General features: G+C 69.4%; 14 protein-coding genes. 8 read left to right on the top strand and 6 right to left on the bottom strand.

Features of this window, described 5'->3' with window-relative positions; all coding sequences use genetic code 11:
- Positions 1-141 precede the first annotated feature (141 nt).
- The 4 genes from GVY39_RS03130 to GVY39_RS03115 form a co-directional block, all read right to left on the bottom strand.
- Positions 142-1,101 carry an SRPBCC family protein gene (locus GVY39_RS03130; RefSeq protein ID WP_159920131.1) on the bottom strand — a complete coding sequence of 320 codons (960 nt, stop codon included), beginning with the start codon at positions 1,099-1,101 and terminating at the stop codon, positions 142-144.
- Positions 1,098-1,421: a helix-turn-helix transcriptional regulator gene (locus GVY39_RS03125; RefSeq protein WP_159920129.1), complete on the bottom strand. Its 324-nt coding sequence runs from the start codon at positions 1,419-1,421 to the stop codon at positions 1,098-1,100. The genes GVY39_RS03130 and GVY39_RS03125 overlap by 4 nt, the downstream gene beginning before the upstream one ends.
- A 67-nt stretch (positions 1,422-1,488) precedes the next feature.
- Positions 1,489-2,076 (bottom strand): TetR/AcrR family transcriptional regulator, encoded by a 588-nt coding sequence (locus GVY39_RS03120; RefSeq protein ID WP_159920127.1) that lies wholly within the window; start codon positions 2,074-2,076, stop codon positions 1,489-1,491.
- 180 nt (positions 2,077-2,256) lie between these two features.
- On the bottom strand, positions 2,257-3,387 hold the full coding sequence (locus GVY39_RS03115; RefSeq protein ID WP_159920125.1) for a Gfo/Idh/MocA family protein: 1,131 nt from the start codon (positions 3,385-3,387) through the stop codon (positions 2,257-2,259).
- Between the two features lie 120 nt (positions 3,388-3,507).
- Here GVY39_RS03115 and GVY39_RS03110 point away from each other — a divergent pair, with 120 nt between their 5' ends.
- From GVY39_RS03110 to GVY39_RS03100, 3 genes are all read left to right on the top strand, one after another.
- Positions 3,508-3,843, top strand: coding sequence for a YciI family protein (locus GVY39_RS03110; protein WP_159920123.1), 336 nt, complete (start codon positions 3,508-3,510; stop codon positions 3,841-3,843).
- Positions 3,840-5,057 carry an RNA polymerase sigma factor gene (locus GVY39_RS03105; protein ID WP_159920121.1) on the top strand — a complete coding sequence of 406 codons (1,218 nt, stop codon included), beginning with the start codon at positions 3,840-3,842 and terminating at the stop codon, positions 5,055-5,057. The genes GVY39_RS03110 and GVY39_RS03105 overlap by 4 nt, the downstream gene beginning before the upstream one ends.
- Before the next feature lie 116 nt (positions 5,058-5,173).
- Positions 5,174-5,668 (top strand): SRPBCC domain-containing protein, encoded by a 495-nt coding sequence (locus tag GVY39_RS03100; RefSeq protein ID WP_159920119.1) that lies wholly within the window; start codon positions 5,174-5,176, stop codon positions 5,666-5,668.
- Positions 5,669-5,741: 73 nt separating this feature from the next.
- On the opposite strand, the gene GVY39_RS03095 is transcribed toward GVY39_RS03100, so the two are convergent.
- Entirely contained in the window at positions 5,742-5,894 is a 153-nt protein-coding gene (locus GVY39_RS03095) for a hypothetical protein (protein WP_159920117.1), read from the bottom strand.
- 163 nt (positions 5,895-6,057) lie between these two features.
- On the opposite strand from GVY39_RS03095, the gene GVY39_RS03090 reads away from it, so the two are divergent.
- The 5 genes from GVY39_RS03090 (at position 6,058) to gatB (ending at position 11,672) form a co-directional block, all read left to right on the top strand.
- A complete protein-coding gene (locus tag GVY39_RS03090; RefSeq protein WP_159920115.1) occupies positions 6,058-6,948 on the top strand; it encodes a serine hydrolase in 891 nt (296 codons plus the stop codon).
- A gap of 82 nt (positions 6,949-7,030) precedes the next feature.
- The gene (locus tag GVY39_RS03085; protein WP_159838561.1) at positions 7,031-8,065 is read left to right on the top strand and encodes an ATP-dependent 6-phosphofructokinase; all 1,035 of its coding nucleotides are present in this window, start codon (positions 7,031-7,033) and stop codon (positions 8,063-8,065) included.
- A 181-nt stretch (positions 8,066-8,246) separates the two neighbouring features.
- Positions 8,247-8,690, top strand: coding sequence for a hypothetical protein (locus tag GVY39_RS03080; protein WP_159920113.1), 444 nt, complete (start codon positions 8,247-8,249; stop codon positions 8,688-8,690).
- Positions 8,691-8,726: 36 nt separating this feature from the next.
- The gene (locus GVY39_RS03075) at positions 8,727-10,103 is read left to right on the top strand and encodes a S9 family peptidase (RefSeq protein ID WP_159920111.1); all 1,377 of its coding nucleotides are present in this window, start codon (positions 8,727-8,729) and stop codon (positions 10,101-10,103) included.
- A gap of 63 nt (positions 10,104-10,166) precedes the next feature.
- Positions 10,167-11,672 carry an Asp-tRNA(Asn)/Glu-tRNA(Gln) amidotransferase subunit GatB gene (gene gatB / locus GVY39_RS03070; RefSeq protein ID WP_159920109.1) on the top strand — a complete coding sequence of 502 codons (1,506 nt, stop codon included), beginning with the start codon at positions 10,167-10,169 and terminating at the stop codon, positions 11,670-11,672.
- Here gatB and GVY39_RS03065 read toward each other — a convergent pair.
- Positions 11,602-12,627 carry an SMP-30/gluconolactonase/LRE family protein gene (locus GVY39_RS03065; protein ID WP_201295136.1) on the bottom strand — a complete coding sequence of 342 codons (1,026 nt, stop codon included), beginning with the start codon at positions 12,625-12,627 and terminating at the stop codon, positions 11,602-11,604. The two genes, gatB and GVY39_RS03065, sit on opposite strands and share 71 nt — an antisense overlap.
- Positions 12,628-12,671 lie beyond the last annotated feature (44 nt).

Genomic DNA, 12,671 nt, shown 5'->3' with positions numbered 1-12,671 from the left:
TCGCTCGTTCGCCGTGCCTTCCGACGCTGTTGAGCGCGGCGACGGCGGACGAAGCGGCGCGGGCAGCTCGAATCGCCGAGCCTGCCGCCGCTTCGTCCGCGCGGCGCAGTCGGGCATCCTCGTGCGGGGGCGGGGATTCGCTTACTCGCCGAGGTCCGCCGCATACCGTTCGGCCAGCACGGCGACGCGCTCGGCAGGCCAGGGGCAGCGGATGTCGCCTTGGGTGGCGGCGAAGAAGAGTTCCAGGTGTACGTGCCAGGCGGCCAGTAAGGTCGGCCGCAGCCGAGCCAGTCGCGCCGGTACGGTCTGGGTGAGTTCCACCCACACGCCGAAGTCGGGATCGGCTTCGAAGGACCAGCGCACCGTGCCGACGACGGTGCCCTCGTGCCGCCACCGGTATTCCATCGATCGGGGCGGATCGACGCCGAGGAGTGCGCCCGCCTCGACATGCTGGTTCGTCGCGCGGGCGGGTGGGGGAGCGCCCACGGCGGGAATCTCGTCCTCGACGAGCAGTGACCAGAGCGTTTCCGGCGGCTGCCACACCAGATCGCGGGCGAACCGCAGCACGTAGCCGTCGGGGACCTCGTCACACATGCCGGTGTCGAGCCCGAAATCCGCGACGTAGCTTTCGATGTCCGTCAGCCAGCTCCTGTCCGGCTCGGTGTGGGCGCCGTCGAGGTCGGCGGCGAGCGCGGACAGGCAGCGGTCCCAACCGACCGCCGACCTGGCGGCGCCGAGCCGTGCTCGCGGTCCTCCGCCGAGGACGTGGGTGAAGATCAGCAATGTCCCGTCGCCGTCGGCCACGAGCTCGAATCGCAGCACGTCCTGGCTCCAGCGGAACATGTAGACCTTGGGCGGGTCGACTTCGAGTACCTCTCCCGCGGAGACGCTGTCGGTGGTCTCGGGTGCGTCGGCGAAGGTGAAGCGCATCGCGGCGCCCGGTCGCAGCTCGGTCGTGACAGCCGCCGGGAACCAGGCGGCCATCTCGGCCGGGTCGCTGATCGCGCGCCACACCTTCTCCGGCGGATGTGCCAGCCTGCGTTCGAAACGCAGGGTCGGGGCGCCGTCGATCGTGTGCAGCCGTGCTCGGGAATCGGTCATGGTCGTCCTTTCTCGTCGGGCATAGCGTCGAGATGGCGTTCCAGGGCGTCGAGGCTGGATTCCCACATCCGACGGTAAGGCGCGAGCCATGCCTCGATCTCGGCCAGCGGTTCCGGTCGCAACCGGTACCAGCGCCGCTGCGCGTCGTGGCGGACCTCCACCAAACCCGCGCCACGCAGAACCTTCAGGTGCTTGGACACGGTGGGCTGGGCCAACCGCAGCTCCGCCACCAAGTCGCCGACCAGTCGCTCCCGCGCGCGCAGCAAGTCGAGAATCTCCCGGCGGCGAGGCTCGGCCAGCGCCTCGAACGTTGATGCCATATTGGCAATATAGCCGAAATGGAATATACGTGCCAGTGTTCTGGCGGAAGGACTCACGGAACGAGGGTCAGAGGCAGGGCCAGGACCGTAGTGCGATGTCCACGGTGCGGCGCAAGTGGGGCGATCTCGCGCCCGCGGCCGCCTGGACCGCGATCCCGTCGGAGATCGTCATGAGGTAGCGGGCCAGGTCGGCGGGTTTGCTGTCGCGCGGTAGGTCGCCGTCGGCGCGCGCCTGCTCCAGGCGCCGCCGCAGCGCGGCCTCACCGGCCAGGCGGAGCGCCACCGCGCTCTTGCGGCTGTGCTCGGCCTCCGGCCCGCAGGCCTGCGCGCTGCGCACCGAGAGGCAGCCGGGGCTGTCGTGCCCGGTGGTCAGCTGGATCGCCCCCTCGAGGAACGCGGCAGCGACCGCTCGGGCGGTCGGGAGTTCGAGCGCTTCGGCGACGTAACCGCCGGGACCCTCGGCATAGCGGGCGAGCACCCGATCGAACAGTTCGGCCTTGCTGCCGAAGGCGGCGTACAAGCTGGGACGGTTGATGCCCATCGCCGCGGTGAGATCCGACAACGCGGCGCCCTCGTAGCCGTACCGCCAGAACACCTCCAGTGCTCGATCCAGCGCACTGTCGATGTCGAAACTGCGGGGCCGACCTCCCGGCATGGACACCTCCCGGTTTCTTACCTTTCGGTACCTTACTCGGCGATCTCAAGGCGAGCCGTCCGGTTCACCGCCTCCACGAGCCGACCGTCACACACTTCAGTCGGGTTTCCCAGCCGATCGCCCGGTCGGGGGCGTCACACGCGCGTTGTCGTCGCGGCCCGGCCGTCCTCGCGAGGAGCCTCATAACTCGGTGACATCCTGTCGCACGCCGGTTTCCGCTGCTTCGGTGACGGCGTCGAGGAGGCGGCGCTGGCGCAAGCCGACGGTGAAGTCGGGGCGGGCGGCCCTGCCCTCGGTGATGGCGGCGGCGGTCTCGCGGTAGACGCCCGCCACGTGGGCAGTCGGGCCTGTGGGCAGCGTGGGCGGCACCGAGCGATAGTGGTCCGGGACATGGAGCTCCTCGACCGATCCGCCGTTGGAGCGCAAGTGGATTCGCCAGTCGGCCCAGTGCATATACATCCCGGACTGGAGCGGGCCGATGGACAGGGTTCCCTCTGTCCCGCGAATGTGGAGCGCGAATCCGTCCGGGGCGTCGGCATTTCCTCCGTGCACGGTCACCGCGACCGCCGCGCCACTGGCCAGGCGGCCGACCAGTGCCAGTTGCCCGGGCTGCCGGTTCGGGATGCTCCGGCCGGTTCCGAGCACGGTGAGTTCGTCGTGCAGCGTGGCGAGGACGGCGGCTACTTCGGTGAGTTCGCCCGCCAGGTGCTCGAGGACGCCGAGCACGTGCCCCGCCATGATCGTCAGCAGCCCGCTGCCCTTGGCGGGATCGGCGCTCCAGGCCAGTTCGGGCCGAATCGATCCGCCGCCGAACGGATCTCCGGCCGCGACGATGGTGACCGCGGAAACGGCGCCGATGCGGCCCGTGGCGAGCAGGTCCTTGACGTAGTTCACCGATGGCGAGTGGTAGCCCTGCAGGACAACGGTGTGCACGACATCCGCCGCCACCGCCGCGGCGGTGAGCTCGGCGGACTCGGCCGCGCTCGTGCCCATCGGCCATTCGCAGACGACGTGCTTCCCCGCCGCGAGCGCCGCGCGCACCACCGCCGCGTGCCCGGTGGACTTGATCGCCGCCACAACCAGATCCACCTCCGGATGCGCCGCCAGCTCCGCCGTGTCGGTGAACGCGTGCCGCACCCGGGCGGCTTCGGCCGCGGCCGTGGCCGACGCGCGATTCGTCGTCGCCACGGCCGTGATGCGGAACTCCGGCAATGCCGCCAGCGCGGGCAGGTGGGTCGCGGCGGCCCAGCTTCCAGCGGGATTCGCGCCGACGATGCCGACGCCGATGGGTGCGGTGGTGTGACCGGTCATGAGGGCTCCTAGTTCTGTACCGTTTGGTAGTAAACTAGGCGGTGCGCCGTCGACCGGCAACCGGTAAGGCCACTCGTCGACGGAGGCGTGGGGTTCGAGTGGGTCGGGCATAGTGGGGCTATGAAGTACGTGTTGCTGATCTGTGACGACGAGAAGGTGTCCCCGTCCATGGAGGAGATCGCGGCGGATCCGGCACATCGGGCGTATGCGGCGGAGGTGGATCGACGGGGAGCCGCGCGCGGTGGCGCGCGGCTGCGTCCGGTGGCGGACGCGACCACGGTCCGGGTGCGTGACGGGGAGACCCTGGTGTCGGATGGCCCGTTCGCGGAGACGAAGGACTTCATCGGCGGTATCGACATCCTGGAGTGCGCTGATCTGGACGAGGCGATCGCGCTCGCGGCGCTGCATCCCTACGCGAGCCGGGGCTGTGTCGAGGTCCGCCCCGTGTGGGAATGACGTCGCCGGAGGCGGTTCGTTCCGCGGTCGACGCGGCGTATCGGCAGGAGTGGGGCCAGGTGGTCGCCACGCTGATCGGGCTGACCGGCGACTGGGACCTGGCGGAGGACTGCGCGCAGGACGCGTTCGCCGCGGCGCTGGCGACGTGGGGGCGCGATGGAGTTCCGGCTCGTCCTGGTGCGTGGCTCACCACCACGGCCCGTCACCGGGCGACCGATCGGCTGCGGCGTGACACGACGGGAGCGGCGAAAGTGCGGCAGCTCGGCGTGCTGGCCCGAGATCCGATCTCGCGGCCTGCCGAGGAGATTCCGGACGAGCGGTTACGACTGATTTTCACGTGCTGCCATCCCGCACTGCCGTTCCCCGCCAGGGTCGCCCTCACGTTACGCACGTTGGCAGGGCTGAGCACGGGCGAGATCGCCAAGGCGCTCCTGACCTCGGAGCCGACGATGGCGCAACGCTTGGTGCGCGCCAAGCGCAAGATCGTCGAGGCCGGGATCCCGTACCGGGTCCCACCGGCGGAGTCGCTGCCCCAGCGGCTGGCCGCTGTCCTCGCGGTGCTGTACCTGATCTTCAACGAGGGCTACGACGAACAAGACGGGCGCAGGGCACTGGCCGCTGAGGGCATCCACCTCGCCAGGGTGCTGGTTGGTCTGATGCCGAACGAACCCGAGGCGCACGGTCTGCTGGCCTTGATGTTGCTGCTCGAGGCCCGCCGCGCGAGTCGCACCGAGGGCGGCGTGCTGGTCACGTTGGAGGACCAGGACCGGTCCCGATGGAATCGCGCGATGATCACCGAAGGTGTCGCGGTGCTCGACGAAGCGCTGGGGATGCGGCGTTGCGGGCCGTATCAGGTACAGGCCGCGATCGCCGCATGTCATGCCACCGCACCCGATGCCGCGGCTACCGATTGGCCGCAGATCGCCGCGCTCTATTCCGAGCTCGCGCGGCTGGCGCCGTCTCCCGTGGTGGACCTCAACCGCGCCGTGGCGATCGCGATGGCCGACGGCATCGCCGCCGGACTCGCCCTCGTCGGCCAGCTCGCCGAGTCCGGCGAACTGGATGGCTACTACCTGCTGCCCGCGACGCGGGCGGATCTGCTGCGCCGGGCCGGCCGCGTCGCCGAGGCCGCCGATTTCTACGCGCAGGCGTTGGAACTGGCGCCGACCGACGCCGAACGCCGCTACTTGACGGCTCGTCTGCGAAGCCTTTGAACAGCGCTAACCGCGCGTGCATCGAATTTTCTGGGAATTCTTCCGCGTCGATGTCGATCCCGGGCGGCCTCCTTCGTCGGTGGTGCGAAACCACCGAACAGAGAGAGGCAACAACCATGTCGAACACCGAGTACCTGACCGCCGCCACGACCGTCGACCGGACGCCGGAGGAGGTCTTCTCCGCCATCACCAACGTGCGCGGGTGGTGGAGCGAAAACATCATCGGCGACACCGCCGCCGTGCGCGACGAGTTCGTCTTCACCGATGACAGCACTCACGCCGGGGAGGCCGCCCAAGGCAAGAAAGGTATCCGTTTCGCCCGGTTCCAGCTCACCGAGGTCGTGCCGAACCGACGGGTGGTCTGGCACGTCGTGGACTCCTACCTCGACTTCATCGACGACCACGACGAGTGGACCGGCACCGACGTCATCTTCGACCTCACCGCCGCCGCGCGGGGCACGACGCTGCGCTTCAGGCACGAAGGGCTCACCGCGAAGGAATCCGCCTGCTTCGAAGCGTGCTCGCGTGGCTGGACCTTCTACATCACCGAGAGCTTGCCGCAGCTGATCACCACCGGCGCCGGCCGCCCCATTCCGAGCTACAACCGCTGACACCTGGGGTGATACTCCAATGCTATTGACTCAGGCTGGTATGCGGTGAGCTGGTCCGCAATGGCTCTCGCGGTCAGCTGCTTTCGGCGAACTGGGGCGTAACCAATTCATCTAGTACGTTCTCCGGGATAACGAGAAGCAGTTCTCGGGTGAGGCCGGCGCTCAGCAGCGCCGGTTCCGATCCCGGCCGCTCGGCGACATCGGGCGGGTAGGTGGAGGTGGCCATGCTTGTTGACCGCGCCGTCGTCATGTGGCGGGGAGACAAGAATCAGCCGACTCGTGGCCGCGCCCCTGCCGTCGCGGCCGGCGGTCGGCGTGCCGGAGGACGGTGCCCGGACGCCGCTCCGGCATCGCAACCCGGCGGAGTTCGCGGAAAGAGTGTGTCGAGAATGTCCACTGGTCGATTTCGCAGAGCTCGAAACGTTCTGGGCTGTGCGGCCCTCGTCGTATCGCTGGTAGCCGGGTGCGGCGCCGACCGCCCCGAGGATCCGGCGACGAGCGAACCCACCATCACCGAGGCCGCGGCGCGCACCGACCAGAAAGGCTTGTCGCTCATCGTGCCGGGCACCCTGGCCGCGAGCTACGCCGAACTGGCCGCGAGCGTGCGCGGCAAGCTCGGCATGGCCATCATGCCGGTCGGCGGCGAGCAGGTGGTCACCTTCGGTGAATGGACCAGCGGCCCGGCCTGGTCGACGATGAAGGTCCCGCTGACCATCGCCGCGCTGCGGCGCAGTCCCGGCGCCACGAGCTACGCCGCGTCGGCGGCGATCACGCAATCCGACAACGCCGCCGCCGACGTGCTCTGGCAGTCGCTGGGCAGCGCGCAGGAGGCGGCGCAGGCCGTGCAGGCGGTGCTGCGCGAAGGCGGGGACAGCAAGACCGTCGTGCCCGCCACGCGCACCCGCTCGGAGCATTCGGCCTTCGGGCAGGCGGACTGGTCGCTGACCGATCAGGTGCGGTTCGCCTCGCGGTTGCCCTGCCTGCCTCAGGGCGACCGCGTGACCGCGTTGATGGAGCAGGTCGTCGCGAGTCAGCGCTGGGGCCTCGGCGAGTTCAGCGGCGCCGAATTCAAGGGCGGCTGGGGCCCGGACGCCTCGGGCGCCTACCTGGTGCGGCAGTTCGGGATCATCAGCATCCCCTCGGGGCAGATCGCGATCGCGGTCGCGGTGCAGCCGGATTCCGGGGCGTTCAGCGACGGCATGAACGTTCTGGACAGGCTGGCCACGGTCATCTCCCAGCATCTCGACGAGCTGGCCGGGGGGCGCTGCCAGGCCGCATGAGGTCATCTGTCCAGGTCAGTGTTACGCGCCGTTCACGGGGGTGGGGCTGCCGAGATCGGACAAGAGGGGCAAGATAGCGGCCATGCGCATCGGAGTTCTGACCGGAGGCGGAGACTGCCCAGGACTGAACGCGGTCATCCGCGCCGTCGTTCGCACCGCGAACGGCCGCTACGGAGACGCGATCGTCGGCTTCGAGGACGGGTGGCGCGGCCTATTGGAGGACCGAAAGATCCAGATCCGCAACGATGACCGCACCGACCGGATCCTGACCAAAGGCGGCACCATCCTCGGTACCGCCCGCACCAACCCCGACGTGCTGCGCGCCGGATTGGGCCGGATCAAACAGACCCTCGACGACAACGGCATCGAAGCGCTCATCCCGATCGGCGGCGAGGGCACCCTCACGGCCGCGAGCTGGTTGTCCGACGAAGGCGTCCCGGTGGTCGGCGTCCCGAAGACCATCGACAACGACATCGACTGCACCGACGTCACTTTCGGTCACGACACCGCGCTGAGCATCGCCACCGAGGCGATCGACCGGCTGCACACCACCGCCGAGTCGCACCAGCGCGTCATGCTCATCGAGGTCATGGGCCGGCACGCGGGCTGGATCGCGATCAGCGCGGGCATGGCGGCGGGCGCGCACCTGACTCTGGTGCCGGAGGTCCCGTTCGAGGTGGACGAGGTGTGCGCCATGATCAAACGGCGTTTCCAGCGCGGCGACAAGCACTTCATCTGCGTCGTCGCCGAGGGGTCGCACCCGGCGCCGGATTCCGGATTCACCTTGCGCGAGGGTGGTATCGACGAGTTCGGCCACGAGCGTTTCACCGGCGTCGCCCAGCAGCTCGGTGTGGAGATCGAGCGGCGCATCGGCAAAGAGGTACGCACCACCGTGCTCGGTCATGTGCAGCGCGGCGGCAGCCCCACGCCCTACGACCGGGTGCTGGCCACCCGCTTCGGCCTGCACGCCGCGGAGGCGGTGCACGCGGGCAAGTTCGGTCAGATGGTCGCGCTGCACGGCACCTCCATCGACCTGGTTCCCCTGTCGGAAGCCACCAAGCAGCTCAAGCGGGTGCCTACGGAGCGCTACCGCGAAGCGGAGGCGTTCTTCGGCTGAGTGCGGTGCCGGAGCGCGACAGTCTGGACAAGCACGTCGCCTCGGATGGCATCATGGCGTCGTGATCAGGACTGTCAGCCATCGTTGGACCGGATCGCTGACCAGTGAACGCAGGCGCACCAGCGACTGAAACCGTTTCTGTGTCTGCGGTCCGCGCCGTTGCCCCGCTACGCTTGCCCGCATGGCCGAGTTCCACCTGAACGATCTGCCCGATGCCACCGTCGCCGTATTGCGCCGCCGGGCGCGTTCGGCCGAGCTACCGCTGCCGGACTACATCCGGCGCGAACTGGTCGCGCTTGCGCGGCGGCGCACCGCCGATGACACGATCGTCGAATTCCTGGAATCGGAAGGACGCGACCTGGCACCGGAGATCGGCGAAGACGCCGTGGCGCTCGTCCGGAGTTACGACCTGCCCATCGAGGCGCTCGGCGTTCTCGGCCGCCGAGCTCGCTCCGCCGGAGTCCCGCTGGGGGAGTACGTGCGTCGGGAACTGGTCCGGCTCGCTCGGCATACGACCGTCGAGGACGCGCTGCTGGAGTTCGGCGAGGTGCAGGAACGGGAGCCGGGCCTGCGGCTGGACATGGCGGAGATCGCCGCGGCGGTGCGGTACGCGCGCGGCGAATAGCTCAGGTCGAGCCGGACTGTCGGTACTGTGAACCGCATGCGCAGTGGGCGACTGATCGCGTTGGCTCTGTTCATGATCGCGGCATTGATGGCCGGGTGCTCGGAGTCGAATCCGCCCGAGCCGACCACCGGTGATTGGCACGGCGACATCGAGGTCCCCGGACAGCCGCTACAGGTCGGGGTCAGTTTCCGCGACGACGGCACGGCCACCATCGACATCCCGCTGCAAGGTGTGATGGACGCCCAGCTGAAGGATGTCAGCTCCGATCGCAACGGTGTGACCTTCGCGATCCCCGACATCCCGGGCGATCCGGTGTTCCGCGGCAAGTACGAATCCGGAACCGACCGGATCACCGGCGATTTCACGCAGGCGGGCCAGAGCTTCCGGCTGGCGCTGAGCCGAGGCGAAGTCGAACCGCCCGCGCGCCCGCAGGAACCGAAGCCGCCGTTCCCGTACAAGACCGAGGACGTCACCTACCGCAACGGCGACATCACCATCACGGGCACATTGACCGAACCACAGGATTCCGGCCCGTTCCCTGCCATCTTGATGATCAGCGGAAGCGGTCCGCAGGACCGCAACGAGGAACTCATGGGCCACAAGCCGTTCCTGCTGCTGGCCGACACCTTCACCCGCGCGGGCTACGCCGTGCTGCGCACCGACGATCGCGGCGTCGGCGGCACGAGCGGCAAGCTGGACGAGGCGAACTACACCGACCTGGCCGCAGACGCGGCCGCGGGCGTCGGCTTCCTGCGTGCCCGCACCGAGATCGACCCGGCCCGGGTCGGGCTCTTCGGCCACAGCGAAGGCGGCTATCTCGCTCCGCTGGTCGCCACGCGTCCGGACAGCGGCGTCGCGTTCGCCGTCCTGATGGCCGGGCCCGGCGTCCCCGGTTCGGACGTGCTCATCGAGCAGACCCGCCTGATCGCCACCGCGAACGGCACCCCGCCCGACCAGGTGGACGCCCGGGTGCGCGACACCACCGAGCTGGCCGCGCTGTTGAAAGCAGGGGACCTCGACGGCGCCAGGCAGCTGGCCATCCGGCAGAACCAAGCCCTGCCCGCCGAACAGCGCGTGCCGGACGACCAAGCGGCCGCGCAGATCACGCCGTATCTGGCCGCCCTGGTCGCCTACGATCCCGCGCCCGCCCTTTCCGCCCTGCGCGTCCCGGTGCTCGCCTTCTTCGGCGACAAAGACCTCCAGGTCCCCGCCGCGCAGAGCGCGCAGCCGATGCGCGAGCACCTCGCCGCCGACCCCGATGCGACCGTCCACGTCTTCCCGGGTCTCAATCACCTGATGCAGCCCACCGAGACCGGCCGTCCCAGCGAATACAGCACCATCGAAACGACCGTCGCTCCCGAGGTGCTCGACTACGTCACCGGCTGGCTGCGGCAGCGGGTCCCGCCGAAATAGCGCGTCGGCCACGACGCGAGAGCCGCTGCGCTGCGGCGGGAGCGCTTACCTAAACTGATGGCCATGAGCGCACCCACGGTCGACCTGATGGATTACTCGGATGTCATCGCCCGGTTCGAGCCGGTGCTCGGCATGGAGGTCCACGTCGAGCTGTCCACCGCGACGAAGATGTTCTGCGGTTGCCCGACCGAGTTCGGCGCCGAGCCGAACACCCAGGTCTGCCCGGTGTGCCTCGGTCTGCCCGGTTCGCTTCCGGTGGTCAACCAGAAGGCCGTCGAGTCCGCGATCCGGATCGGGCTGGCGCTCAACTGCTCGATCACACCGTGGGGCCGCTTCGCGCGCAAGAACTACTTCTACCCCGATCAGCCGAAGAACTACCAGATCAGCCAGTACGACGAGCCGATAGCCACGAACGGGCACCTGGACGTGGTGCTCGACGACGGCAGCATCTTCCGCGTGGACATCGAGCGCGCGCACATGGAGGAGGACACCGGCAAGTCGGTGCATGTCGGCGGCGCGACCGGTCGCATCCACGGCGCGAGCCACTCCCTGCTGGACTACAACCGCGCCGGCGTGCCGCTGATCGAGATCGTCACCAAGCCGATCACCGGCGCGGGTGAGCGGGCCCCGGAAGTCGCGCGGGCCTACGTCACGGCGCTGCGGGATCTGCTGAAGTCGCTCGGGGTCTCCGACGTGAAGATGGAGCAGGGTTCGCTGCGCTGTGACGCGAACGTCTCCTTGATGCCTGTCGGCGCGACAGAATTCGGCACCCGCACGGAGACCAAGAACGTCAACTCGCTGCGCAGCGTCGAGGTCGCGGTGCGCTACGAGATGCGCAGGCAGGGCGCGGTGCTCGCGAGCGGCGGCACGGTCGTGCAGGAGACCAGGCACTTCCACGAGGCCGACGGCAGCACCTCGCCGGGACGCCGCAAGGAGACCGCCGAGGACTACCGCTACTTCCCCGAGCCCGACCTCGAGCCCGTCGCCCCCGACGCGGAATGGGTCGAGCAGTTGCGCGGCACCATCCCCGAGTACCCCTGGCTGCGCCGCGCGCGCATCCAGACCGACTGGGGCCTGTCCGACGAGGTGATGCGCGACCTGGTCAACGCGGGCGCGCTGGATCTGATCATCGCCACCGTCGACGCGGGCGCCCCGGCCAACGAGGCGCGCTCCTGGTGGGTCGCCTACCTCACCGAGAAGGCCAAGGAGCGCGAGGTCCCGCTGGACGAGCTGCCGATCACCCCCGCCCAGGTCGCCGAGGTGATCAAGCTGGTCGACGCGAAGACGATCAACAACAAGGTGGCCAAGCAGGTCGTCGACCACGTGCTGGCGGGCGAGGGCGATCCGGCGCAGATCGTCGAGGCCAAGGGCCTGGGCATGGTCAGCGACGACAGCGCCTTGCAGTCCGAGGTGGAGAAGGCGCTGGCCGCCAACCCCGACATCGCCGACAAGATCCGCTCCGGCAAGGTCCAGGCCGCGGGCAAGATCGTCGGCGACGTCATGAAGGCCACTCGCGGCCAGGCCGACGCGGCCCGGGTCCGCGAACTCGTGCTCGCCGCCTGTAGCTAGCGGCCGAACTGGCTGTTCGAGGTCGGTCGATCGCGACGGCGCTGTAGGGCGTGGTGGGCGTCGGCGGCGTGGTGAAGCGGGCGTTCGGCAGGTACAGGTGCTCGCCGAACGCCGCGACGGTCGTCGGTATGTCGAAACGCGGGTCGGTGACGCGCCGTACGACCGTGCCTGTCGCGCCGGTGGGATCGAGTGCGATCACGGCGATCGCGTTGGACCGGTTCTGGACGACCAGCAGCGTGCTGCCGCGTAAGAGCAGGCCGTCACCGTTGGGCAGCTGCTCGGCGCCGAGGTCGACCTGCCGCGTCACGCCCGTCGCCGGCTCGACGTGGAACAGCCTGCCGGTTGCCGACTGCATGACGATCAGCCCCGTGCCGTCGGGCGTGCGCACGATCCCATTGGCGTTGATCGCTCCGGGCTCGTAACGGATAGCGCCGGTCAGCTCTCGTCGCATCACCGCCGCGACCGGCGGCAGCGCGGCGTCGTGGCCGAGGGGCAGGTGGTAGAGCACCGGCGTGCGCGAGTCGGTGAACCACGCACCCGCGGGCGTGAGAACCACGTCGTTGACGAACGTGTCCGGCGGCGTCGCGAGCCGGTAGCTGGCCAGCACCTCGCCCGTGCGGGTGTCCACGACGCGAGCGTCACCGCCGGTGCCGCCCGCGACGAACAGCCGACCGCGATGGTCGATCTGGAGCCCGAGCGCCGGTGTACCCGGCCCGGGGCTCAGGATGGCGCCCTGCCCGGTCACCAGGCTGGCGCGGTAGATGGAGCCGTCCGCCCGCGAGCCGAAGTAGGCCACCGGCAGCGACCCGATCGCGATACCCTCCGGCTGGAACCCTGCGGGGAGGTCGATCGCGGCGTGGAGCACCGGACGGTGCGCAGCCGGTCGATCCGCGGGTATCAGCGCCGCGACGCCGACGCAGGCGAGCGCGGTCGAGATACCGAGGACTCGCTTCATCCGTTCCTCCGTCATGGCAATCGGGTCCGTCGGTATGGTCTTGC

It is taken from the genome of Nocardia sp. CY15, assembly GCF_009829295.1.
Taxonomy (GTDB): domain Bacteria; phylum Actinomycetota; class Actinomycetes; order Mycobacteriales; family Mycobacteriaceae; genus Nocardia; species Nocardia sputi.
The sequence above is the reverse complement of the archived record's forward strand: the minus strand, read 5'-3'. Positions and strand labels throughout refer to the sequence as shown.